Source organism: Klenkia sp. AC732, from assembly GCF_979256525.1.
Genome location: NZ_CEEDOS010000030.1, coordinates 37,038 through 60,610 on the forward strand (window position 1 = coordinate 37,038; position 23,573 = coordinate 60,610).

Here is a 23,573-nt window from a genome sequence, read left to right on the forward strand (position 1 = left end):
GCACCGGCGCGTTACGGTCGCGGCGTGAGCAGCAACGCCGAACGCGACTTCGTCACCGCCCACCTCGAGGACCTGCACGCCGACCTCGACGCCTGGTTGCGGATCCCCTCGATCTCGGCCGACCCGGCACGGGCCGCCGACGTGGACGCCAGTGCCCGCTGGCTGGCCGAGGCCCTGCGGCGGACCGGCTTCCCCACCGTCGAGGTGTGGGAGACCGCCGGGGCCCCCGCCGTCTACGCCGAGTGGCCCTCCGCGGACGCCGGTGCGCCCGTCGCGCTGGTCTACGGCCACCACGACGTGCAGCCCGTCGACCCGGAGGAGGCCTGGACGCACCCGCCCTTCGAGCCCACCCGGGTGGAGACCCCGGCCGGCCCCGAGCTGCACGCCCGCGGCGCGATCGACGACAAGGGCAACGTCGCCTTCCACCTGCTGGGCATCCGCGCCCACCTGGCCGCCACCGGCCGGGACACCCCCGCCGTCACCGTGAAGCTGCTGGTGGAGGGCGAGGAGGAGTCCGGTTCGCCGCACTTCGTCGAGCTGCTGCGCGAGCGCCGGGACCGGCTGGACTGCGACGTCGTCGTGGTCAGCGACACCGGCATGGCCGCCCCCGACGTGCCCAGCGCCGTCACCGCGATGCGCGGGCTGGCCGACGCCGAGATCACCCTGCGCGGCCCCGGCGTCGACCTGCACTCGGGCTCGTTCGGCGGCGCCGTCCCCAACCCGCTGCACGCGATGGCCACGCTGCTGGCCAGCCTGCACGACGACACCGGCCGGGTCACCCTGCCCGGGTTCTACGACAGGGTGCGCCCGCTGACCGACCGGGAGCGCGAGCTGATGGGCCGGGTGCCCTTCGACGAGGCCGCCTGGCTGGCCGGTCCCGCAGCATCCCGCGCGGCCACCGGCGAGGCCGGGTTCTCCACGCTGGAGCGGGTCGGGGCCCGGCCCACGGCCGAGGTGAACGGCATGTGGGGCGGCTACACCGGCCCCGGCCACAAGACGATCGTCCCCGCGGAGGCACACGCCAAGGTCACCTTCCGCCTCGTCGCCGACCAGGTGCCCGCCGACCTCGCCGAGCAGGTCCGGGCCTGGGTGCAGGCCAACACCCCCGAGGGCATCGAGGCCGACGTGCACGTCCCGGCCGGCGGCGTCAGCCCCTGCGCCAGCGACCTGGACCACCCGGCCATGGACGCCCTGCTGCGCTCCATCGGCCAGGCCTTCGACGTCCCCGCGGACGACGTCCTCTTCACCCGTGAGGGCGGCAGCGGACCCGAGGCCGACCTGGTGGCCGCGCTGGGCGCCCCGCTGCTCTTCCTGGGCGTCGGCCTCCCCACCGACCGCATCCACTCCCCGAACGAGCGGGTCCTGCTGCCCATGCTGTACCGCGGGGCCGAGGCGACCGCGCACCTGTGGCGCGAGCTGGCCACCATCCCGCTGCCGGCCCGCTGACGACCGTGGAGCAGGGTGCGCAGTTCGGTCCCTACCGGGTGCTCGGGGTGCTCGGGCGGGGCGGCATGGGGGAGGTGCTCCGGGCGCACGACGCCGAGCACGAACGGGACGTCGCGCTCAAGGTGCTGCACCCGCAGTGGGCCAGCGACGAGTCCTACCGCGAGCGCTTCCGGCGCGAGGCCCGGGTCGCCGCCCGGCTGCGCGAGCCGCACGTCGTCCCGATCCACCGCTACGGGGAGATCGACGGGCGGCTGTTCCTGGACATGCGGCTGGTCGAGGGCGAGGACCTCGCCTCGCTGCTGCGCCGCACCGGGCCGCTGGAGCCCGCCCGCGCCGTCGACGTCGTCGGTCAGGTGGCCCGGGCGCTGGACGCCGCGCACGCCGACGGCCTGGTGCACCGGGACGTCAAGCCCTCCAACATCCTGCTCGTGGCCCGCCCGGACGGCCGGGACCTGGCCGGCTCCGCCCCCGGGGACGACTTCGTCTACCTCGTCGACTTCGGCATCGCCCGCACCGTCGACAGCTCCACCGGGCCCTCGCTGACCGCCACCGGGCTCACCGTCGGCAGCACCGAGTACATGGCCCCCGAGCGCTTCCTGGGCAGCCAGCTCGGTGCCGGGGCCGACGTCTACTCCCTGGCCTGCGTGCTCTTCGAGGCGCTCACCGGCGAGCGGCCCTTCCCCGCCGCCGACGCGGCCAGCCAGATGTACGCCCACGTCAACACCCCGCCACCGCTGGTGAGCTCGCTGCGCCCGGGTGTCCCCGACCTGCTCGACGGCATCGTCGCCCGCGGGCTGGCCAAGGACCCCGGCGAACGCTGGACGTCGGCCGGCGGGATGGCCGCCGCCGCCCGGGCCGCGCTGAGCGTGAGCGGCGTCGAGGTGCCCCGCCCCGCCGAGGCACCCCCCGGCGGGCCGATCGAGGGCACCGCTCCCACGACGATCGGGCTCACCGGCGGTCCCGGCGACCGTCCCGACACCCGGGTCCGGCCGCTGCCCGGGGCGACCGCCGTCGGACCGCCGCCGGGTGGGCAGAGCGCGCCGCAACCGCCCGCCGGTCCGCCGCCCTTCCCGGGTGCACCACCGTGGGCCGGCGGGGGAGGGCCGGGGGCCGCACCCCGGCCGGCCCGCCGGACGCCCTGGGCGTGGGTCGCGGTGGCCGTCGTCGCCCTGCTGGCCGCGGTCGCCCTGGCCGTGCTGCTGGTGGTCACCGACCGCCGCGCCGACGAGGCCCGCTCGGCAGCCGACCGCGCGCAGCTGCAGCTGCTGGAGGTCGGGCTGCCGGCCGACGTCGACGCGGGGGACTGCCCGGCCACCGGCGGCACCGACGGGGCGCTGCTGGCCCTGGACTGCGGCAGCAGCGACACCGAGGACGGGCCCACCTCGCAGACCTACCAGCTGCTCGCCTCGCCCGCGGCGGCCGCAGCGGAGTTCGAGGCCGACGTCGCCCGGCGCGAGCTGCCCCAGCTGGACGGCGACGACGACTTCGCCTGCAGCAGCTCCGACGGCGACCAGGGCTGGGTGCGGCTGCTCGACTACGACGACCAGCCCATCGGTCGGTTGTCCTGCTCGGTGGAGGAGGACCGGGACACCGTCGTCAGCTGGACCTGGGACGACCGACCCGGCTTCTCCACGGTGAGCCTGCGCGGCGGGGACACCGACGGGGTGACGCGGCTGATGTCCTGGTACCGCGACAACGCCGACCGGGCCGAGCTGTGACGTCCGGCGGGTCCGGCGTCGCACCGGGCTGGTACCCCGACCCCGACGGCGGTCCCGGCCTGGTCCGCTGGTGGGACGGCGCCACCTGGTCCGACGTCACCACCCCGGCCGGGCCGGGTGTGGCGGTGGGCACCGCGTTCGGCCCCGGGCCGCAGCGGGCCGCCCCGGCTCCGGTCTGGACGCCGGCGCCACGGTCCTCCACGGGGCGGACGCTCGCGATCGTGCTGGGCGCGGTGGCCACCGTCGTCCTGCTGGTCGTCGTGGTCGTGCTGGTCGGGCGGGGCGCCGGCGGGGGAGGGGTCGCCCAGCCCACCGCCGGTCTGGGCGGTGGCCCCACCGCGACCGGTCCGACCTTCGCCCCGGGCACCGTGCAGATCGTCGACCCCGACGCCGGCATCGCCTACCCCTTCCTCGGCGAGGGCTGGTACGAGTACGTGATGGGCGTGCCGCTGGAGACCACGGCGGTGCGCGGGCAGTACTTCGTCACCCAGGACAGCGTCCCCAGCGGTGACCAGTTCATCGCCCAGATCACCTCGGGACCGGTCGCCGCCGGGTACGGCTGGGCCGGTCCCGGCTCGCTGGCCGTGACCACCCAGGCGGTGGCCGACAGCGCCCGCGGCAACTACTACCCGGCGCCCAACGAGATCGAGGTGCTCCGCGACGAGGACCTCACCGTCGACGGCGCCCCCGCCCACCTGTACGAGTTCGTGCTCAGCTGGGACGTCGAGGGCTACGAGGCCAGCGGCGAGCGCGCCGCGATGCTGGTCGTGGACACCGGCCGCCCCGCGCCCGCGCTGCTGTACCTGTCCATCCCCAACACCCACGCCGAGCTCTACGGCGTCATCGACCGGGTCGTCGGCGCGGTCGACGTCCTCTGACACCGGTGTCCGACGGGCGGGCAGCAGCTGTCGTACCCCGCGACTAGGGTCGGGACGTGACCTCAGCCGGTGCCGATCTGACCCTGCGGCACCCGGTGGAGCGGTTCACGCTCGACAACGGGCTGCGCGTCGTCCTCGCCCCCGACCGGAGCGTGCCGGTCGTCGCGGTCAGCGTCTTCTACGACGTCGGGATGCGCTCGGAGCCCGAGGGCCGCACCGGCTTCGCGCACCTGTTCGAGCACGTCATGTTCCAGGGGTCGGCGAACGTGCCGAAGATGGAGCACGCCCGCCTGGTGCAGGCCGCCGGCGGCTCCTTCAACGGGTCCACCCACCAGGACTACACGAACTACTACGAGGCACTGCCCGCCGAGGCCCTCGAGCGCGCGCTGTTCCTCGAGGCCGACCGGATGGCCGCCCCGGCGATCACCGAGGAGAACCTCCGCAACCAGATCGACGTGGTGAAGGAGGAGATCCGGGTCAACGTGCTCAACCGGCCCTACGGCGCCTTCCCGTGGCTGCAGCTGCCGCAGATCGCCTTCGAGTCCTTCGCCAACACCCACGACGGGTACGGCTCCTTCGTCGACCTGGAGTCCTCCACCGTCGAGGACGCGCAGGACTTCTTCCACCGCTACTACGCCCCGGCCAACGCGGTGCTGTGCCTGGGCGGTGACCTCGACGTCGCCGAGACCGAGCGGCTGGTGCGCCGCTGGTTCGACCCGGTGGCCGCCCGCCCGGCCCCGCCCACGCCCTACACCGGGGAGCCCTCGCCGACCGGGCCGCGGCACGGCGTGGTCGTCGACCGGCTCGCCCCGGCCCCCGCGGTCGCCGTCGCCTGGCGGGTGCCCGACCCGGTCGGGGACCTGGACACCTACCTGGGCACGGTGCTGCTGTCCGAGCTGCTCAGCGAGGGCGACGCCTCCCGGCTGGAGCTGCGGCTGGTGCACCGCGACCACCTGGCCGTCGCCCAGTCCTCCTACGTGGGCCTGTTCGGGGACCCCTTCGACGTCCGGGACGCCACCACGCTCACCACCCAGGTGCACCACCCGGCCGACGTCACCCCCGAGCGGGTGCTGGCCGCGGTGCACGAGGAGGTCGAGAAGATCGCCGTCGACGGCGTCGGGCGCGAGGAGCTGACCCGGGTCCAGGCCCGCACCAGCGCCCAGCTGCTCCGGCAGGCCGACTCCGTGCTCGGCCGCACCCTGGGCTTCGCCTCCGCCGAGCTGGTGCACGGCCGGGCCGAGCTCGCCGGCGAGCTGGCCGCCCGGCTGGCCGCCGTCACCCCCGAGGCCGTCCAGCTCGCCGCCCGCGGGCTGCGCCCGGACACCGCCGCCGTGCTCGAGCTGCGGACCGGGGACGGCGCCGCGTGACCCGCACCCACCCCACCGGAGGACACCTGTGAGCGCGCCCGTGCTCGACCTCTCCCTCGTCCCGCCGCTGGGCGAGCCCCGCCCGCAGCCGGTCCCGCAGGTGCACGAGACGACGCTGCCCAACGGGCTCCGCGTCGCCGTCGTGCCCCGCGCTGGCGTCCCGCTGGTCGAGCTGCGGCTGCGCATCCCGTTCGCGGCCACCACCGCGCGGGCCGCCGGCACCCACGTGGCCCGCACCTCGGTGCTGTCCGGCGCGGTGCTGCTGGGCACCGCCGCCCACGACCAGGTGCAGATCGCCCAGCTGCTGCAGGCCGAGGGCGCCGAGCTGTCGGTCTCCTCCGACCCCGACCGCCTCCTGCTGGGGACGACGATGCTCCCGGCCGGCCTGCCGGCTGTGCTCGGCGTCCTGGCCGAGCTGCTGACCCGGGCCACGTACCCCGAGGCCCAGGTCGCTGCTGAGCGCGCCCGGGTGGTCGAGCGGATCGGCATCGCGAAGTCCCAGCCAGGCGTCGTCGCCCGCACGGCCCTGGCCACCCGCCGGCACGGCGTGCACCCCTACGCGGTGCAGCTGCCCGACCCGGCGCTGGTCTCCGCCGTCACCCCGGCCGCGCTGCGCAAGCTGCACCGCGAGCGGCTGCTGCCCGCGGGCAGCACGCTGACCCTGGTCGGCGACGTCGACCCGGCGAGTGCCGTCGAGGCGGTCGCACACGCCCTCGGCGAGTGGACCGGTACTGCCGGGCAGACCGGGGTCCCGCCGCTCACCGAGCTGCGGGTGGGCCCGCTGCAGCTGGTGGACCGACCCGGCGCCGTGCAGTCCAACATCCGCCTCGGCGGTCCGGCACCCGGCCGCACCGACCCCGAGCTGCCCGCGCTGCGGCTGGCCAACATGGTCTACGGCGGGTACTTCTCCTCCCGGCTGGTGGAGAACATCCGCGAGCGCCGCGGGTACACCTACAGCCCGCGCAGCTCGGTCGACCACCTGGCGGCGGGGTCCTCCTTCGTCGTGGAGGCCGACGTCGCCACCGGCGTCACCGGGCCGGCGCTGCTGGAGACCACCTACGAGCTGGGCCGGATCGCACTGCTGCCGGTCACCGAGGCCGAGCTCGAGGGGGCCCGCCGCTACGTGCTGGGCACGATGGCCCTGGCCACCGCGACCCACGCGGGGCTGGCCAGCACGCTGTCGGCGCTGATCGGTGCCGGGCTGCCCGCGGAGTGGCTGGCCGAGCACCAGGCCGCGCTGGCCAGGGTCACCCTCGAGGAGGTCGCAGCCGCGGCCCGCCGCCACATGCACCCGGCCGGGCTGACCGCCGTGGTGGTCGGCGACGCCGAGCAGGTCGCCGAGCAGCTGCGCGCGCTGGGCCCGGTGGAGGTCACCGCCTCCGCCGTGCGCCCGACCACCACCACGCGCGCCACCACCACCGAGTCGACGGAGCCCTCGTGACCGTGCCCCCCGGCGGCAGCGACGCCGCGGACAACCCGACTCCCGCCCTGGGTGAGCACCCGCCGACCGAGACCCCGGCCGACGACGCCGTGTGGCTGACCTCGACCGGTTCCTCCGGCGCCGAGGGCCCGGTGCTGTCCCGGGTGGCGCACGACCGCGGGCACCTGGACCGGCTGCTGGACGACCCGGCCAAGGGCCGCCCGGTGCGGGTGCTGACCATCGACGAGAAGCGCCAGGTCCCGGTCCGGGAGGGCGCCGGGGGTCCCGAGCTGCTCTGGGACACCCAGCCGGAGTTCCCCACCGGCGGCATCTACCTCGGGGTCGCCGACGACGTGCCCTACGCCGTGGTCCGCGGGCCGCGTTCGCTGACCATCAGCGGCACCCCGGTGGACAGCTGGTCCGGGCTGCGCGAGGTCGGCTCCGACCTCGGCGACCGTGACGCGGGCCTGCTGGCCCAGGCCGTCGGCATCGTCGAGTGGCACGAGCGCAACCGGTTCAGCCCCTACACCGGCGCCGCCACCACCATCGAGAAGTCCGGCTGGACCCAGCGCGACCCCACCACCGGCCAGGAGGTCTTCCCGCGCACCGACCCCGCGGTGATCATGCTGGTCCACGACGGCGGTGACCGGTGCGTGCTGGGCCGCCAGGCCGTGTGGCCGGCCGGTCGGTTCTCCATCCTGGCCGGGTTCGTGGAGCCTGGGGAGTCCGCCGAGGCCGCGGTCGCCCGGGAGGTCGCCGAGGAGGTGGGGCTGGAGGTCACCGACGTCCGCTACGTCTCCAGCCAGCCCTGGCCCTTCCCGCAGTCGCTGATGCTGGGCTACGTCGCGCGCGCGGTCACCACCGACCTGCAGGTCGACCACGACGAGATCGAGGAGGCGCGCTGGTTCACCCGGGACGAGCTGCGCTCGGGTGCCGGCCCCGCGGCACTGCCGCCGCCGGTCTCGATCGCCCGCCACATCGTCGACCGCTGGGTGGCCGGCGAGTTCTCCTGAGCCGGCTTGTCCCGGGGCGCCCGGAGGGGTCGCTCAGGCGCTGAACCGGCCCTGGAGCACCAGGGCCGGGCGGTCGGCGTGGTCGGCCAGCACGACGGCGTCGGCCCACGCCGTGGGGTCCACCTCGTCGTCGTAGCGGTCGAAGGCGGGCAGCTCCCAGGCCTGCTCGGGCGGGGTCCGCCGCCGGCGCGCGGCCGCGCTCACCCGCAGGTGCACCACGACGTCGAAGGCCAGCCCCACGCCCTGCAGCAGCGACCCGGGCACGAGCACCACCCCGCGCGCGGGCACCCGGGCGGCCCGGGTGGCCCGGTCGCGCTCGGCGTCCCACAGGCGGGGGAGGACGTCACCGGGACCGCCGGGACCCACCCGGTCCAGCACCTCACGGGCCAGCGCCCGGGTGTCCAGCCAGTCGGTGTAGCGGGCGTCGGAGTCGGTCCGCCCGTGCTCCAGCCGGGTCGAGGCCGGCCGCAGGAAGCCCTCGGCCGGGACCACGGTGCACGGTCTGCCCAGCGCGGGCAGCCGTCCGGCGACGGCCTCGGCGAGGTCACGGGGTCTGGCCACGTCGGGACCGTCCAGGGCCACCCGCAGGGCCACCGCGCCGTCCTCGGCCGGGGTGTCGGCGAGCAGGACGGCGAGCCGGTCGGCCAGCGCGTCGGGGGTGAGCGGGAGCGGGTTGGTCAGCGCTCGCCCTCGGCGCCCACGTGCCGGCCGCGGTTGCGCTCCACCCGGCGGGACCGCCCGGACGGGGCCACGACGGCGTCACCGGGCAGTGGTGGGGCGGGCACGGCGGGAGCTGCGGTGAGGCTGTCGAGGACCTCGCGGGCCAGGTCGTGCACGGCGCGACCCTCGGAGCGGGCCTGCCGGCGCATCTCCTCGAAGGCCTCCCGCGGTGTGCTGCCGCTGCGGGCGGCCAGCACCCCGATGGCCCGCTCGGTGGAGACCCGGGTGGCCAGGGCGTGCTCCAGCTGGCCGACCGTCCGCCGCAACGCGGCGATCTGGGCGTCACGCGGGTCGGCGGCCTCGTCGTCGGTGCTCCCGCGAGCGGCGCGGCGGGCGTCCCGGCCGGGCTCGGGGGAGGCGCCGAGGTCCTCGGCGATCAGGTCGGCCAGGCTCATCGCCTCGACCAGGTCCGCGGTGTCCTCGGCGCCGGCCGGGGTCAGCACCGCCCAGCCGCGGGTCGTCCGGGTCACCACGAAGGCAGGCTCACCGGCCGCCGTCCGGACGACGTCGTCGCCGGGTGCCGGGTGCCGGCCGCCTGGTGTGGCGCCGGGCGTCGCGGGTGGTGCGGCGCCGGTCAGCTGGGGGTCGACCGGACTGCTCGCCACCACGTCCTCCTGGGGTCTCCGCGACCCGGGTGGCCGTGGGGGCACGGGTCCCCCACGGCCCGCACGGGGACGATCATCGCCCGCGGAGGGCCGTGGGTGCGGGATCACGCGCCGGACAGCCCCGACAACTGGGTCTTGACCTGGTCGATGCTCGGGTTGGTCAGGGCGCTGCCGTCGCGGAAGACCAGCGTGGGCACGGTCTGGTTGCCCCCGTTGGCCTTCATGACCAGCACGGCGGCGTCCTCGTCGGTCTCGATGTTGACCTCGGCGAACTCGATGCCCTCGCGCTGCATGAGCTTCTTGAGCCGCACGCAGTAGCCACACCAGGTGGTGGTGTACATCGTCACGGCTGCGGTCGCTGCGCTCACTGGGGGATCCTCCAACGTCGGTGCGGACGACGGCCACTCGGGGCCCTCGCGGGTGCGTGGTGACGCACCCATGCACCAACGTGCACCCCCGGGGGATGCTTCCCCGTCCTGTCGGACCCGACTGGGACACTGCGCACGTGGGTGGCGCAGGAGTGGTCGGGACCGACGAGCGGCAGGGGCCCACGGGCGCGGAGGCGGTCCTCGCGGGCCTGGACGAGCAGCAGCGGGCTGCGGCGGCCGCGGTGACCGGGCCGGTGTGCATCCTGGCCGGCGCCGGGACGGGCAAGACCCGCACGATCACCCACCGCATCGCCTACGGCGTGCACGCCGGGGTCTACGTGCCCGAGCAGGTGCTGGCCGTGACGTTCACCGCCCGGGCCGCCGGCGAGCTGCGTGGGCGGCTGTCGGCCCTGGGCGTGGGCGGTGTGCAGGCGCGGACCTTCCACGCCGCGGCGATGCGCCAGCTGCGCTACTTCGCCCCCCGCGTGCTCGGTGGCCCCATGCCCGAGCTGGTGGAGAACAAGCTGCGGCTGGTCGCCACGGCCGCCACCCGGCACAAGCTGTCCACCGACCGCACGGTGCTGCGTGACCTGGCGAGTGAGATCGAGTGGGCCAAGACCACGCTGGCCACCCCGGACGACTACCCGGCGCGGGCGAAGGCGGCCGGCCGCGAGGCGCCGTTCGAGCCGGCCGCGGTGGCCGCGGTCTACGCCAGCTACGAGTCGGCCAAGAGCCGGGACGGTGCGCTGGACTTCGAGGACCTGCTCCTGGTGACCGCCTACGCCCTGGAGGAGCACCGGGACGTCGCCCGGGAGGTGCGCGGCCAGTACCGGCACTTCGTCGTCGACGAGTACCAGGACGTCAACCCGCTGCAGCAGCGCCTGCTGGACGCCTGGCTGGGGGGCCGCGCCGAGCTGTGCGTCGTCGGCGACCCGCACCAGACCATCTACTCCTTCACCGGTGCCGACCCCGACCACCTGCTCGGCTTCGCCGACCGCTACCCCGACGCCGAGGTGGTGAAGCTGGAGCGCGACTACCGCTCCACCCCGGAGGTGGTCGGGCTGGCCAACCGGGTCATCGGCATGGCGCCGAAGCGGCGTGGCCTGCCCGGGCTCCGGCTGCTGGGCCAGCGTGCCGCCGGCCCGGAGCCGCGCTTCCTGGAGCACCCCGACGAGCCCACCGAGGCCGCCGCGGTCGCCGCCGCCTGCCGCGAGCTGGTCGACGGGGGACTGCCGGCCGCGGAGATCGCGGTGCTCTTCCGGATCAACGCCCAGTCCCAGGTGTACGAGTCCGCGCTGGCCGATGCCGGCGTGCCCTACGTGCTCAAGGGCGGCGAGCGGTTCTTCGAGCGGCCCGAGGTGCGCGAGGCGGTCCTGCTGCTGCGCGGTGCCGCCGCCGGCCGGGACGACGGCCCACTGGTCCCCACCGTGCGCGACGTGCTGGCCTCCACCGGCTGGGTGGAGCACCGCCCGCCGCCCGGCGGGGCCGCCCGGGACCGGTGGCAGTCGCTGTCGGCGCTGGTCGACCTGGCCGTGGACCTGGTCTCCGAGCAGCCCACCCTGGACCTGGCCGGCTTCGTCACGCACCTGGCCGAACGAGCCAACGCCCAGCACGCACCCACCGTCCAGGGCGTGACGCTGGCCTCGATGCACGCGGCCAAGGGCCTGGAGTGGGATGCCGTCTTCGTCGTCGGCCTGGTCGACGGGGTGCTGCCGATCGCCCAGTCGCTGGCCCGCCCGGAGGCCGTGGAGGAGGAGCGCCGGCTGCTCTACGTCGCGATCACCCGGGCCCGCGAGCAGCTGACGCTGTCCTGGTCCCTGGCCCGCAACCCGGGGGGACGGCGGTCCCGCCCGCGCAGCCGCTTCCTCACCGGCATCGCCCCGGAGCAGGTGTCGGCACGCCGGGACAAGCCGGTCCAGCGGGCCGTCGTCGCGCTGGAGGGCGCCGCGGGCGAGCTGCTGGAGCGGCTGAGGGCCTGGCGCGGGGAGACCGCGGCGGCGGCCTCCGTGCCGGCCTACGTGGTCTTCAACGACGCCACCCTGCAGGCCATCGCCGAGACCCGGCCCTCCTCCCTCACCGAGCTGGCCGCGCTGCCCGGGATCGGCAGCCGGAAGCTGGAGATGTACGGCCCGGACGTGCTCGCGGCGGTCGGCTCCGACGACTGAGGTCGGAGCCTCCGGAGAACACCGCGTTAATTGCGTTGACCCCCCTGCGGGGCGCCCCCTAACCTCCTGTCCACGCCCTCCGGTGACGGAGAGCACGCACCACCGTCCGAGCAGCACCCGCACCCGGGACCGGCCCACCGGCTGGTCCCCGAGCCCCGAGAGGAGGGGTCCCTGATGAACACGTCGACCGTGATGACGTCGCAGACCCCGTTCCAGGCCGGGGTCCTCGTCGTGCGTGGCGCCCGCGCTGCCCGCGGTGTCGTCAGCTGGTTCCTGCCCGGCACGGCATGCCCCGCAGTCCCCCACGTCGGGACCGGTCTGCCCGCTGCCCTCCGGCTGCGCCCCCTGGGTGTCCCGATGACCGGCCTGCCGATCGGCGTCGAGACCGCCGGCGAAGCCGCTGCCTACGACGCCACCAGCAACGCCACCACCAACACCACCCCGGGTGACCTGCCCCCGGGAGGACCGCCGAGCGACTAGCTCGGACGGCCCTCCCAGAGGCCGCGGAACCCGGAGCACCACCCGGGATCCGCGGCCTCTGTCGTTGCGCCAGAGCCGCCGATCCCACCGACCTCCCGGTCGGCGGGACCTCCGTCGACCGGACACGGCACGACGGAGACGAGGAGGAACGGCCGTGCAGCACACGATCGAGCGACCGGCGCCCAGGCTGCGCCCCGGGCTCGACGGACCGCACGCACCAGCCGACGGCAGGACCCCGGGTCCTGCTCACCGGGCCGATCGGACGGCACTGCCCTGCCGGGTCACCGACCCCGAGCTGTGGTTCGCCGAGGCACCGGCCCGGCTGGAGGAGGCCAAGGCGCTGTGCGCGGACTGCCCGCTCCGGGTGGCCTGCCTGGCGGGGGCCCTGGACCGGGGCGAGCCCTGGGGCGTCTGGGGCGGGGAGATCTTCGACCACGGGGTCGTCATCGCCCGCAAGCGCCCGCGGGGTCGTCCCCGCAAGGTGGCCGCGTGACCGACGCCGCCAGCACCCGCCCGGGGACCGGCACCACCGAGGACGTAGGACCGAGAGGAGGAGCCGTGGAGATCGACCGCACCGACCCCTGGGACGGCACGCTGTACCTGGCGCGCCGTCACCAGGCCGCGCTGTGGGCCGACGCCGACGCGGCGGCACGCGCCCGCCGCGTCGTCGCCGCCCGGCGCTGGGCCCGCCGGGCCGAGCGTGCGACCCGTCGCGCCGCGCGCGCCAGCGCGGCCGTCCGGTGAGCCCGTGGTGACCCGCCGGCCCCGGCGACACCGGCGCGCCGGAGGACTCCCGGCACGACCGGACCCGGCGAGACCGCGCCCGGCCCGGGAACGCAGCACGACCGGCACCCGGGACGACCACACGCGGCACCACCACACGCGGCACCACCACACGCGGCTCCACCCGTCGGCCACGACGGTGGGGCCGCGTGTGCCGTGTCCGCGGCCCACCGGTCGGGCACACTGCCGGGATGGCGGTCGAGGAGTCGACGTGTCGACTCTGCGGTGCACACGGCACCCGGGCCGAGGTGGCCCTGGGCTGGTCACGGGAGACCGACCGGGACGGCGTGGTCACGGCACTGTGCGCGGCCTGCGCCCGGCGGCACGTCCGCGAGATCGAGTGCCGGCTCGACCCGTGAGCAGGACCGGTCACCGAGGAGCCGGGGTGCTCACTCCCGGAAGCCGGGCAGCCACTCCTCGATGACGCTGCGGAAGTCGCCCTCGGCGTCGAGCTGGCACAGCACCCCGATGGAGCCGATCGTCACGCGGTGGATGAGCAGGTAGGACGGCGGCAGGTTGAGCTGGCGGCCCAGCCGGCTGACCTCGCTGCGCGGGTCGCCGACCCTGGTGGCCTGCTCCTGCATCCACGCCCGGGTGAACCGGAAGCGGTGGCTCCCGACCGGCTCGAGCAGGGGCAGCAGGTAGTCCAGGACGCTCTGCGCGTCGACGTCGACCCCGGGCCGGACGAACCCCTCGGCCCGCAGGTCGGCCAGCACCTCGTCGGCCTTGCCCTCCAGCGCCCAGCGGACCAGTCGACCGATCGGCTCGGGGTAGCCCTCGGGCAACCGGGCCACGGCGCCGAAGTCGATGACACCGAGCCGGCCGTCGTCCAGCAGCCGGTAGTTGCCCGGGTGCGGGTCGGCGTGCAGCAGCCCGGCGCGCGGGGGCCCGGAGAAGTGCAGCGTAGACATCAGCACGCCCGCGCGGTCGCGCTGCTCACGGGTGCCACCGTTGATGATCTTGGACAGCGGGGTGCCGTCCATCCACTCGGAGACGATCACCTTGGGGGCGCTGGCCACGATCCGCGGGACGGCGATCTGCTCGTCACCGGCGTAGGCGGCGGCGAAGGCGCGCTGCGCGTCGGCCTCCATGCCGTAGTCCAGTTCCTCGACCACCCGGGCCTTGAGCTCGGTGATGAGCGGCTTGACGTCCATCCCCGGGAACAGCACGCCGAACATCCGGGCGAAGCGGGAGAGCTGGTTCAGGTCGGCCATCAGCGCGGTGGCCGCACCCGGGTACTGGATCTTCACCGCGACGTCGCGGCCGTCGCGCCAGGTGGCCCGGTGGACCTGACCGATGCTCGCCGCGGCGGCCGGGGTGTCGTCGAAGTGGGCGAACCGGCTGCGCCAGCTGCCGCCCAGCTGCTGGGCGAGGACCGCGTGCACGGTCCGCACCGGCATCGGCGGGGCCTCCTCCTGGAGCTTGACCAGCGCCTCCCGGTAGGGGGCGGCCATCTCCTCGGGCACCGCGGCCTCGAAGACCGACAGCGTCTGGCCCAGCTTCATCGCCCCGCCCTTGAGCTGGCCGAGCACGGCGAACAGCTGCTCGGCGGTGCGCTGCTGCAGCTCGGCCGAGACCTCCTCGGCCGACTGGCCCGAGAGCCGCTTGCCGATGCCCAGCGTCGCCCGTCCCGCCGCACCCAGGGGCAGCGAGGCCAGTCGAGCGGTCCGCGACACCGAGCCGCGTGGGATTCCCCGTCCGGTGTCCGTCACGCCCCCAGTGTCCCTGTTCTGCACGTCCGGTGTCGGGTGCGTGCGGTCCGGCGGTGCCGGGGGGGCGCCCGGTCACCGCCGCGCGGGCCGGCACGGGCAGTCCGGGTGCGGGGGCCAGGCGCGGCGGTGGGGGAGCAGGTCGGGGGCGTGCAGCTCCAGGACGGCGTCCACCACGACCGGGCCGGGCTCGCCGTCCAGGTGGGCGAGGACCTGACCCGCCGCGGTCAGCGCCGTCGCCAGGCAGGCCGCGCTGGACCCGCTGCCCGGGGACGGTGACCGGTCCGGGCCGGCGGCGGGCCCCTCGCGGAGCTGGGCGGACACCCGGGACCAGGCCGGGTCCTCGTCCCGCCGGGTGGCCTCCGCGCACCGCAGGCAGCCGGTCAGGCCGGGCACGACGAGCGGGCCCACCACGCCGGTCTCCCCGCGCACCGTCGCGACCAGGTGGGCCACCCCGTCGCGCTGCAGCACCCCGTGCAGCGGGTCCAGGGCGGCCCACGGGTGGCACAGCACCACCAGGTCCGGCACCCGCCCGGCGGGCGGGGGGCGCAGGTCGGCGTGCGGTGCCACCCGCCGGACGGCGTCGGCGGCCGCCAGGGCCCGCGGGCGGCCCTCGTCGGCGGCGCCCAGCCCGCCGACCCCCGCGTCCTCGGCACGCACGGTGCCCCGGTCGCGCACGTGCACGCGGCCGACGCCGGCCGCGGCGAGCAGGCCGGCCAGCGGGACGCCGACCCGGGTCGCGCCCTCGACGACCACGACGGCGCCCGCGCGGTCACGCCACCGGCCGCCACCCCGGGACGCCAGTGCCGTCGGCAGCTCGAGCAGGGCACGGGCCCGGTCGGCGGGACCGGGTGCGGCGGCGAGGAGGTCGGCGGGGGACACCTCGGTGGTGAGTCCCGCGGCCCGCAGCTCGTGCAGGACGTCGTGCACCAGGTCGGCGGGCAGCCCCTCGGCCAGCGCCCCGGCGTGCACCGCGCGGACCGTCCGCGACCCGTCCAGGGAGCGCAGCAGCCGGGACAGCCCGGCGCTCGTGCCGGGGTCGACCGGGCCGACCCGCAGGCCCGGCCCGCCGTCCGCGCCGCCCACCTGCAGGCAGTCGCCGTCCAGCCGCAGCAGGGGGGTGGTCGGCGGCAGGAGAGGGTGGGCGCTGTCGGTCACGCCGCGAGGGTGGCACCTGGGGGCGCATCGGCCGGTCCGTCGTCCACAGGCGGCCAGCACGACCACGGTGCGTGACATCGCCCGAGCGGATCGTCGACGACGCTCCGGCGAGCGGTCGCGGCACCGGGGTCTCCCGGGCCCCCGGGAACCCACAGCCTGTGGACGGGCCTGTGGACACGGTGGGGAGTGCTCGGCGTGGCGCTGTGCACGGCCCGGGGACGACGGCCCGCCCGCCGGCCCCGCCCGGGGCCGCCCCCCTGCTGGGCCGGGGCAGACGCCCGTCCGGGCCTGTGGACGACCCATGAGCGGACCGGTCCGGTGCCGAATGTCCACCGACGGTGTGCACCTGCACACGACCGGGTGTCCAGCGTGTGGGCGCACGGCCCGACCGCGGTTACCGTGCGTGCGTGCACCCCGGTCCCGCCTCGCCCTCCACCGTCCCGCCGACGGCTCCCGCCGCCCTGCGCGGTGCCGACGCGGGGGTCACCAGCGGCCGGCGCGACACCCGGGGGGCCGGCGCGGGCGCGCACGGCAGCCCGGCACACCCCGGGGACCCGGGGCACGCGGCCGTGGAGGTGCGCCGCAGCCACCGCAGGCGCCGCACGGTCACCGCCTACCGCCAGGAGGGCCGGACCATCGTGCTCATCCCGGCCTCGTTCAGCGCGGCCGAGGAGCGGCGCTGGGTGGCCCAGATGGTCGCCAAGCTGGAGACCCGGGAGGACCGCCGGCGCCGGACGCTGGGCAGCGACGAGGACCTGATGGCCCGCGCCCGGGTGTTGTCGCAGGCCCACCTGAGCGGCGTGCTGCCGGCCAGCGTGCGGTGGGTGGACAACCAGAACCGCCGGTGGGGCTCCTGCACCCCCGCCGACCGCACCATCCGGCTCTCCAGCCGGCTGCGCGGGATGCCCGAGTACGTCGTGGACTACGTGCTCGTCCACGAACTCGCGCACCTGCTCGAGCCCGCCCACGACGACGCCTTCTGGGCGCTGGTGGGCCGTTACCCGCGTGCGGAGCGGGCGCTGGGCTTCCTCGAGGGCGTGGAGTCCCGGCTCGGTGCCGCCCCCGCGGACGGGGACGACACCGACTGAGCTCAGGCGCCCGGGCGGGGGTCCGGGCCGTCGGACCCGGCGTCGTCCCCGGAACCGTCAGCACCGGGACCGTCAGCACCGGGGGTCTGGTCCCCGGCGTCGGTCCCGTCCGGGTCGTCGAAGGTCAGTCCGGCGGTCAGCCGGTCGAACTCGTCGCGGCCCTCGGCGTCCCGCTCGCCGCCACGGCCCTGCCGGCCGACGAAGTCCATCGGCTCGTCGAGGTCCTCGGAGGTGGGCAGCAGGTCCGGGTGCGACCACAGCGCGTCGCGGGCGTCGCTGCCGTGCTGGGCGCCCATGGCGGCCCACACGGTCGCGGCGTCCCGGAGCCGGCGGGGCCGCAGCTGCAGCCCCACCAGGGTGGCGAAGGTCTGCTCGGCCGGACCGCCCGAGGCGCGCCGGCGGCGCATGGTCTCGGCCAGCGCGCCGTGCCCGGGCAGCCGCTTGCCGGCGGCCTCGGCGACGACGACGTCGACCCAGCCCTCGACCAGGGCCAGCAGGGTCTCCAGCCGACGCAACGCCATCTGCTGCTCGGGGGTCTCCGCGGGCTCCAGCACACCCGAGCCCAGCAGCTGCTGCAGCTTCTCCGGGTCCTGCGGGTCGAAACCGCCCTCCATGCCGCCCATCGCGTCCTCGAGGCCCCGCTGGAGGGCGTCGGCGTCGACGTGGATGCCGCGGGCGTAGGCGTGCACCGCGTCGGTCAGCTGCTGGCGCAGCCACGGCACGTGCGCGTAGAGCCGGTGGTGGGCGGCCTCGCGCAGGGCGAGGAAGAGGCGGACCTCCTCCTCGGGACGGTCCAGGCCCTCCCGGAACGCGTCGACGTTCTGCGGGACCAGCGCGGCGGTGCCCGCGGGGGCCAGCGGCAGGCCGACGTCGGTGCTGGTGACGACCTCGTCGGCCAGCCGGCCCAGCGCCTGGCCCACCTGGGCGCCGAACATGACGCCGCCCATCTGGCCCATCACCCCGGCCAGCGGACCGGCCATCGCCTGCGCCTCGGCGGGCAGCGCGGAGGTCATCGCCGCGACCACGCGCTCGGCGAGGGGGTCGATCAGGGCGCCCCAGGCCGGCAGCGTCTGCTCCAGCCAGTCCACCCGGGACCAGGCCAGCGTGCGCTCGACGCCCGAGGGCAGCTCGGTGGCCTGGTCCAGCCAGAGGTCGGCCAGCCGGAGGGCCTCGGTGACCTCGCTGCGCTCGGCGGCGGAGGTGGGCTGGTGGCCGGCGGCGAGCTGGCTGATCGCGCCCTGGCGGGCCAGGTCCCAGTTGACCGGGCCGCCCTTCCAGGTCATCAGCTTCTGCAGCTCGGCGAACAGCGGCATCTTGCCCAGCAGGTCCTCGGGGGACCCGCCGCCGGCGCCGCCCAGGCCGCCGGCGCCGAAGAGGGCTCCGAAGCCGAACGGGTCGTTCGGGTCGGAGTCGCCACGGCGCTCCGGGTCGCGGTCGGGGAGGCCGAATCCGAAGGGCACGTCGCTCATGCACCCCACGGTAACCGCGTCCGGGGTGCCCCGGCGGGCCGCCGCTACGCCCTGGGCGGACACCCGGGCAGGTCAGGGGCGCCGCACAGCAGCGGGCCCCGGCGGTCCGGGTCACCTACTGTCGTCGTCCGTGAGCCGTCGCGTGACCGTCCTCGTGGCCGGTGTGGTCCTGCTGCTGGGCTTCGGTCTGGTCGGCACCCTGTTGCCGGTGCCCTACGTGGCCCAGGTGCCCGGCCCGACCTACAACACCCTCGGCGACCTCGACGGGACGCCGATCATCACCGTGGAGGGCCGGGACCGCAACGAGGTCAGCGGCAACCTGAACCTGACCACGGTCGGGGTCCCGCAGCGGCCGCTGACCCTGGTCGGGGCGGTGCAGGGCTGGTTCGACAGCGAGGTGTCGGTGGTCCCGCGCGACACCGTCTACCCCCCCGACCAGTCGGTCGAGGAGACCCAGGCGGAGAACCGGCAGGCCTTCCTCACCTCGGAGCAGTCGGCCAACGCCGCGGCACTCACCCAGCTCGGCTACCCCGAGAAGGTCGTCGTCGCCGACGTCCCGGAGGACTCGCCCTCGGAGGGGCAGCTGGAGGAGGGCGACGCGATCGAGGCCGTCGACGGGACGGCGACCCCCGACCAGGCCGCACTGGACGCCGCGCTGACCGCGATCCCCGCGGGGGACGACGTCACCGTGTCCTACACGCGCCTCGGCGAGCCGGGCACCGCCACGATCACCTCGACCTCGTCGGACCAGCGCGAGGGCGCCCTGCTGGGCGTGTCGGTGCTACAGGCGCCGTCGGCGCCCTTCGACGTCGACATCCGGGTCGACGACGTCGGCGGCCCCTCGGCCGGGCTGATGCTCACCCTGGGGATCATCGACCTGGTCGGGGACACCGACCTGACCGAGGGCGCGGTCATCGCCGGCACCGGGACCATCGACGCCACGGGCGCGGTCGGCCCGATCGGCGGCATCCCGCTCAAGCTGGTCGCGGCCCGGGACATCGGCGCCACGCTCTTCCTCGTCCCGGCCGACAACTGCGCCGAGGCACTGGGCGCCGCGCAGCCCGGCCTCACCATGGCCCGGGTGGCCACGCTGGACGACGCGCTGACCGCCCTGGAGGTCTTCCGGGACGGCGGCACGCCCGCCCCCTGCACCACCGGCGGCTGACCGCCCGCCACCCGGGTGGGGAGACCCGTGGATGCTGGGGAGGACACCGGGGAACCCGGGGCCGCCCGCGACAGTTGAGCAGACGGACCCTCCCGCGGTCAGCGTGCCCGCAGCGACTGTCGGGCAGCTGTCCGCCCCCGGTCGAGGACCTGTGCACCACCGGGCTCCAGCACCACCCTGCTCCAGCACCACCGAGCACCCGCACCCCCTGAGCACTGTCGAGTCCCACAGCAACTGAAGGAGCCCGCCCGTGGCCATGCGGCCCCCCGTGCCGGTGCCGACCCTGTCCCGGCGCGCCAAGCTGGTCATCGGCGTCATCGCCGTCCTGCTGGTGCTGTTCACCGTGATCGGGACGCTCACCAACGTCTACGTCGACTACCTCTGGTTCGACGAGACCAACTTCACCGAGGTGTTCTGGACCGAGGTCCAGACCCGCGCCCTGCTCTTCGCCGTCGCCGGTGTCGCCACCGGCGGACTGGTCGCGCTGGCGGTCTACCTGGCCTACCGGTTCCGGCCCACCTTCCGGCCGATGAGCCTGGAGCAGCAGAACCTCGAGCGCTACCGCCAGTCCGTCGAGCCCCGCCGCAAGCTGGTGCTCATCGCGATCGCGGTCGTGCTGGGCCTGTTCGCCGGGTTCACCGCGCAGGGCAGCTGGGAGACCTGGCTGACCTTCCGCAACTCCACCGACTTCGGCACCGTCGACCCGCAGTTCGGGCTGGACAACAGCTTCTTCGTCTTCGACTACCCGTTCTACCGGCTGGCCCTGGGCTTCGGGTTCGCGATCGTCATCCTGGCGCTGATCGGCTCGCTGCTGACCCACTACGTGTTCGGTGGCATGCGGCTGCAGACCCCCGGACAGAAGCTGACCCCGGCGGCCCGCGTGCAGCTCTCGGTCCTGCTGGGCGTCTTCGTGGCCCTCAAGGCGGTCGCCTACTGGCTGGACCGCTACGGGCTCGTCTACTCCAACCGCGGTGACGTGTTCAGCGGCGCCAGCTACACCGACGTCAACGCGCTGCTGCCGGCCAAGACGATCCTGGTCTTCGTCGCCGTCATCTGCGCGGTCGCGTTCTTCGCCAACATCGTGGTGCGCAACTTCGCCCTGCCGGCCGCGGCCCTCGTGCTGCTGCTGCTGTCCTCGCTGGTGATCGGCGTGGCCTACCCGGCGATCGTGCAGCAGTTCGTCGTCCGGCCCTCCGCCGACCAGCGCGAGGCCGAGTACATCGAGCGGGCCATCGGGTCGACGCTGGAGGCCTACGGCCTCACCGACGTCGACTACGTGAACTACGCCCAGGACTCCGACGGCACCGACGTCGACCCCGACGCCGCGCTCGCGGCCCTGCGCAACGACCAGGCGACCATCCCCAACGCCCGGCTGCTGGACCCCAACGTGCTCAGCGAGACGTTCACCGCCCGCCAGCAGATCCGCAACGTCTACGGCTTCCCGGACAAGCTGGACATCGACCGGTACACGATCGACGGGGAGACCCGCGACTACGTGGTCGCCGTCCGCGAGCTCAACAGCTCCGGGCTGAGCGACAACCAGAGCAGCTGGATCAACCGGCACACCGTCTACACCCACGGCAACGGCTTCGTGGCCGCGCCGGCCAACGAGGTCGTCGCCGGCCAGGAGGGTGGCGAGCCCAACTTCAGCGGCGCCCGCGACCTGCCGACCACCGGCACCATCGAGGTCGACCAGCCGCGGATCTACTACGGCGAGCTGCTCAACGACAACGGCACGGACGTCTACTCCGTCGTCGGTGCCGCCGACGGGTCCAACCCGCGCGAGTTCGACCAGCCCGAGGGCGGTTCGGACGAGGGGCAGATCAACTCGACCTACGACGGCGAGGGCGGCGTCTCGATCGGCAGCTTCTTCCGTCAGCTGACCTTCGCCATCTACTACCGGGAGCGGAACTTCATCCTCTCCGGTGCGGTCAACGACCAGTCGCGGGTGCTCTACGTCCGCGACCCGCTGGACCGGGTGGAGAAGGCGGCGCCGTTCCTGACCGTGGACGGCGACCCGTACCCCGCCGTCGTCGACGGCCGGGTGCAGTGGATCCTCGACGGCTACACCACCTCGGACGCCTTCCCCTACGCCGAGCAGATGGAGCTGGGCACGGCCGCGGCCGACGCCCTGACCGGCACCGGGACCACGGCCCTGCCCGACGACCAGTTCAACTACATCCGGAACTCGGTCAAGGCCACGGTCGACGCCTACGACGGCACGGTGACGCTGTACGCCTGGGACGAGGAGGACCCCCTCCTGGAGACCTACATGAAGGCCTTCCCGGGCGTGGTGAAGCCCAAGTCGGACATGCCCGACGCGCTGACCAGCCACATCCGGTACCCCGAGGACCTCTTCAAGCTCCAGCGCGACGTGCTGACCCGTTACCACGTCACGGACCCGACGGACTTCTACAACCAGAACGACCGGTGGCAGATCCCGAGCGACCCGACGCAGGACACCAGCGAGGCACAGCCGCCGTACTACATCCTGGCGGCCCGCCCGGGTGAGGAGGGCGCGAGCTTCCAGCTCACGAGTGCGCTGAACGCCTTCGAGCGGGAGAACCTGTCGGCGTTCATCTCGGCGAGCTCGGACCCCGCCACCTACGGCGAGATCCAGGTGCTGAGGCTGCCGGGCAACACCCCGTTCCGAGGTCCCCAGCAGGTGCAGAACTCGTTCCTGACCAACAACCAGGTCAGGCCGGACCTCACGCTGTTCAACAGCGACACGTCCACGGCGGTCTTCGGCAACCTGCTGACGCTGCCGATCGGTGAGGCGGGTCTGCTCTACATCGAGCCGCTGTACGTCGAGGGCTCGGGGGAGAACGCCTTCCCGTTGCTGCAGAAGGTGCTGGTCAACTACGGCGACCGGATCGGCTACGGCGACACCCTGTCCGAGGCGCTGGACCAGGTGTTCGGCGCCGGCGCCGGGGACGTGGCCACCGACTCCGACGACCCGGGGACCGAGTCCGACACCGGGACCGAGGGCACCGCGGCCCCGACCACGGCAGCGCCGTCCACCGGTGCCGCGCCGACGACGGAGGCACCCGCCGGCGGCGGGGTGGACGCCGGGACCACGGAGTCCGCGGTGGCGGCCATCAACGCGGCGCTGGAGGCCCTGGCCTCGGCGCAGCAGACGGGCAACTTCGCCGCGATCGGGCAGGCCCAGCAGGACCTGGCCGACGCGGTGACCGCCTACCAGGCCGCGCAGTCCGGGGCGGCGGCGAGCCCGACCGGGTGACCGGCCGTGGGGGGGGGGGGGGGGGGGGGGGGGGGGCGCGCCCTCCCGGGTGACGGGCGGGGGGGGGGCCCCGGCGGGGGCCCCACCACGGGATGGGTTAGGCTCTTCCCAGCGACGCGGGGTGGAGCAGCTCGGTAGCTCGCTGGGCTCATAACCCAGAGGTCGCAGGTTCAAATCCTGCCCCCGCTACCACCACGAGAGGCCCCCGGACCACTGGTCCGGGGGCCTCTCGCGTGCGTGCCGCAGGAGCGCTCGACCGCCCGGGGGCGTGGTGGTCAGTGCGAGCGCCGCCCGCTGGCCGACTCCAGCGCCGGGGCGATCCACCGCTCGGCCGCCAGGCCGGTCGCCAGGGCGTAGACGGCCTTGTGCGCGGTGTCCCAGACCTGCTCGCGCACCGGCCAGGTCCGCGGCGGTGCTCCGCGACCGGTGGCGTTCTCAACGGTCTGGTCGAAGGCCAGCCGCACGACGGTGTGGGCGAGGTGGGCCCGCGGCCCGCGCAGTCCGACGGCGGCCCACACCCCACGCAGGGCTCCGAGCACTGCGCCGGTGCCCCAGTGCATGGCGTGGTCCCAGCCCAGCGGTCGGTCGGCCTCCGTGGTCGGTCGTCGCAGCAGGGTGCGCAACGTGCGGCCGGGGACGGAGGAGTCGGGCCGGCCGGTGCGGGACTGCTCGACCTCCTCGGCCACGGTCATCACCGCGACGCCGAGCAGCCCGGCCGCGGCGCCTCGGGCGGCGGCACGGCCCAGGGTGGCGAGGCGGGTCGGTGCAGTGGTGGGGGGC

21 protein-coding genes and 1 tRNA gene are annotated in these 23,573 nt (G+C 75.3%); 15 read left to right on the top strand and 7 right to left on the bottom strand.

Annotated elements, in window-relative coordinates; genetic code table 11:
* Nucleotides 1–24 precede the first annotated feature (24 nt).
* The 6 genes from AC0IVP_RS14885 to nudC are packed head-to-tail and all read left to right on the top strand — an operon-like array spanning nucleotide 25 to nucleotide 7,842.
* Nucleotides 25–1,446, top strand: a complete 1,422-nt coding sequence (locus AC0IVP_RS14885) for a M20/M25/M40 family metallo-hydrolase (protein WP_471757495.1) — start codon at nucleotides 25–27, stop codon at nucleotides 1,444–1,446.
* A gap of 5 nt (nucleotides 1,447–1,451) precedes the next feature.
* Nucleotides 1,452–3,164: a serine/threonine-protein kinase gene (locus AC0IVP_RS14890; protein ID WP_056288662.1), complete on the top strand. Its 1,713-nt coding sequence runs from the start codon at nucleotides 1,452–1,454 to the stop codon at nucleotides 3,162–3,164.
* Nucleotides 3,161–4,042, top strand: coding sequence for a DUF2510 domain-containing protein (locus AC0IVP_RS14895; protein ID WP_471757497.1), 882 nt, complete (start codon nucleotides 3,161–3,163; stop codon nucleotides 4,040–4,042). Before AC0IVP_RS14890 ends, AC0IVP_RS14895 begins: the two co-directional genes overlap by 4 nt.
* A gap of 56 nt (nucleotides 4,043–4,098) precedes the next feature.
* A complete protein-coding gene (locus tag AC0IVP_RS14900; protein WP_056288654.1) occupies nucleotides 4,099–5,409 on the top strand; it encodes a M16 family metallopeptidase in 1,311 nt (436 codons plus the stop codon).
* A gap of 28 nt (nucleotides 5,410–5,437) precedes the next feature.
* Nucleotides 5,438–6,850 carry a M16 family metallopeptidase gene (locus AC0IVP_RS14905; RefSeq protein ID WP_471757499.1) on the top strand — a complete coding sequence of 471 codons (1,413 nt, stop codon included), beginning with the start codon at nucleotides 5,438–5,440 and terminating at the stop codon, nucleotides 6,848–6,850.
* Nucleotides 6,847–7,842, top strand: coding sequence for an NAD(+) diphosphatase (gene nudC, locus AC0IVP_RS14910; protein WP_471757501.1), 996 nt, complete (start codon nucleotides 6,847–6,849; stop codon nucleotides 7,840–7,842). Before AC0IVP_RS14905 ends, nudC begins: the two co-directional genes overlap by 4 nt.
* Nucleotides 7,843–7,875: 33 nt before the next feature.
* On the opposite strand, the gene AC0IVP_RS14915 is transcribed toward nudC, so the two are convergent.
* The 3 genes from AC0IVP_RS14915 to AC0IVP_RS14925 all read right to left on the bottom strand — a co-directional run bounded on the left by AC0IVP_RS14915 (nucleotide 7,876) and on the right by AC0IVP_RS14925 (nucleotide 9,535).
* Entirely contained in the window at nucleotides 7,876–8,436 is a 561-nt protein-coding gene (locus AC0IVP_RS14915) for a nucleoside/nucleotide kinase family protein (protein WP_471757503.1), read from the bottom strand.
* Between the two features lie 83 nt (nucleotides 8,437–8,519).
* Nucleotides 8,520–9,167, bottom strand: a complete 648-nt coding sequence (locus AC0IVP_RS14920) for an ANTAR domain-containing protein (RefSeq protein WP_471757505.1) — start codon at nucleotides 9,165–9,167, stop codon at nucleotides 8,520–8,522.
* Nucleotides 9,168–9,271: 104 nt separating this feature from the next.
* Nucleotides 9,272–9,535: a mycoredoxin gene (locus tag AC0IVP_RS14925; protein ID WP_235564318.1), complete on the bottom strand. Its 264-nt coding sequence runs from the start codon at nucleotides 9,533–9,535 to the stop codon at nucleotides 9,272–9,274.
* Nucleotides 9,536–9,672: 137 nt separating this feature from the next.
* Here AC0IVP_RS14925 and AC0IVP_RS14930 point away from each other — a divergent pair, with 137 nt between their 5' ends.
* From AC0IVP_RS14930 to AC0IVP_RS14950, 5 genes are all read left to right on the top strand, one after another.
* Nucleotides 9,673–11,700, top strand: coding sequence for an ATP-dependent DNA helicase UvrD2 (locus tag AC0IVP_RS14930; RefSeq protein WP_235564317.1), 2,028 nt, complete (start codon nucleotides 9,673–9,675; stop codon nucleotides 11,698–11,700).
* Nucleotides 11,701–11,874: 174 nt separating this feature from the next.
* Nucleotides 11,875–12,180 carry a hypothetical protein gene (locus AC0IVP_RS14935; protein WP_056288640.1) on the top strand — a complete coding sequence of 102 codons (306 nt, stop codon included), beginning with the start codon at nucleotides 11,875–11,877 and terminating at the stop codon, nucleotides 12,178–12,180.
* Nucleotides 12,181–12,334: 154 nt separating this feature from the next.
* Nucleotides 12,335–12,673, top strand: a complete 339-nt coding sequence (locus AC0IVP_RS14940) for a WhiB family transcriptional regulator (protein ID WP_235564310.1) — start codon at nucleotides 12,335–12,337, stop codon at nucleotides 12,671–12,673.
* Nucleotides 12,670–12,924: a hypothetical protein gene (locus tag AC0IVP_RS14945; RefSeq protein ID WP_471757507.1), complete on the top strand. Its 255-nt coding sequence runs from the start codon at nucleotides 12,670–12,672 to the stop codon at nucleotides 12,922–12,924. The genes AC0IVP_RS14940 and AC0IVP_RS14945 overlap by 4 nt, the downstream gene beginning before the upstream one ends.
* 230 nt (nucleotides 12,925–13,154) lie before the next feature.
* Nucleotides 13,155–13,322, top strand: a complete 168-nt coding sequence (locus AC0IVP_RS14950; protein WP_200938669.1) for a hypothetical protein — start codon at nucleotides 13,155–13,157, stop codon at nucleotides 13,320–13,322.
* Nucleotides 13,323–13,352: 30 nt separating this feature from the next.
* Here the strand turns inward: AC0IVP_RS14950 and AC0IVP_RS14955 are convergent, their stop codons facing one another.
* Nucleotides 13,353–14,675 (bottom strand): ABC1 kinase family protein, encoded by a 1,323-nt coding sequence (locus AC0IVP_RS14955; protein WP_471757509.1) that lies wholly within the window; start codon nucleotides 14,673–14,675, stop codon nucleotides 13,353–13,355.
* Nucleotides 14,676–14,747: 72 nt separating this feature from the next.
* The gene (locus tag AC0IVP_RS14960) at nucleotides 14,748–15,830 is read right to left on the bottom strand and encodes a ThiF family adenylyltransferase (RefSeq protein ID WP_471757511.1); all 1,083 of its coding nucleotides are present in this window, start codon (nucleotides 15,828–15,830) and stop codon (nucleotides 14,748–14,750) included.
* Nucleotides 15,831–16,237: 407 nt separating this feature from the next.
* Here AC0IVP_RS14960 and AC0IVP_RS14965 point away from each other — a divergent pair, with 407 nt between their 5' ends.
* The gene (locus tag AC0IVP_RS14965; RefSeq protein ID WP_471757513.1) at nucleotides 16,238–16,918 is read left to right on the top strand and encodes a M48 metallopeptidase family protein; all 681 of its coding nucleotides are present in this window, start codon (nucleotides 16,238–16,240) and stop codon (nucleotides 16,916–16,918) included.
* A 2-nt stretch (nucleotides 16,919–16,920) separates the two neighbouring features.
* On the opposite strand, the gene AC0IVP_RS14970 is transcribed toward AC0IVP_RS14965, so the two are convergent.
* Complete coding sequence (locus tag AC0IVP_RS14970) at nucleotides 16,921–18,387, bottom strand: zinc-dependent metalloprotease (protein ID WP_471757515.1); 1,467 nt, start codon at nucleotides 18,385–18,387, stop codon at nucleotides 16,921–16,923.
* 130 nt (nucleotides 18,388–18,517) lie between these two features.
* Here AC0IVP_RS14970 and AC0IVP_RS14975 point away from each other — a divergent pair, with 130 nt between their 5' ends.
* The 3 genes from AC0IVP_RS14975 to AC0IVP_RS14985 all read left to right on the top strand — a co-directional run bounded on the left by AC0IVP_RS14975 (nucleotide 18,518) and on the right by AC0IVP_RS14985 (nucleotide 22,985).
* The gene (locus AC0IVP_RS14975) at nucleotides 18,518–19,552 is read left to right on the top strand and encodes a YlbL family protein (protein ID WP_471757517.1); all 1,035 of its coding nucleotides are present in this window, start codon (nucleotides 18,518–18,520) and stop codon (nucleotides 19,550–19,552) included.
* 256 nt (nucleotides 19,553–19,808) lie between these two features.
* The gene (locus AC0IVP_RS14980; RefSeq protein WP_471757521.1) at nucleotides 19,809–22,793 is read left to right on the top strand and encodes a UPF0182 family membrane protein; all 2,985 of its coding nucleotides are present in this window, start codon (nucleotides 19,809–19,811) and stop codon (nucleotides 22,791–22,793) included.
* A gap of 115 nt (nucleotides 22,794–22,908) precedes the next feature.
* Nucleotides 22,909–22,985 (top strand) — tRNA-Met (locus AC0IVP_RS14985).
* Nucleotides 22,986–23,068: 83 nt separating this feature from the next.
* Here the strand turns inward: AC0IVP_RS14985 and AC0IVP_RS14990 are convergent.
* The coding region (locus AC0IVP_RS14990) for a hypothetical protein (RefSeq protein ID WP_471757519.1) at nucleotides 23,069–23,573 on the bottom strand (505 nt) is incomplete at its 5' end.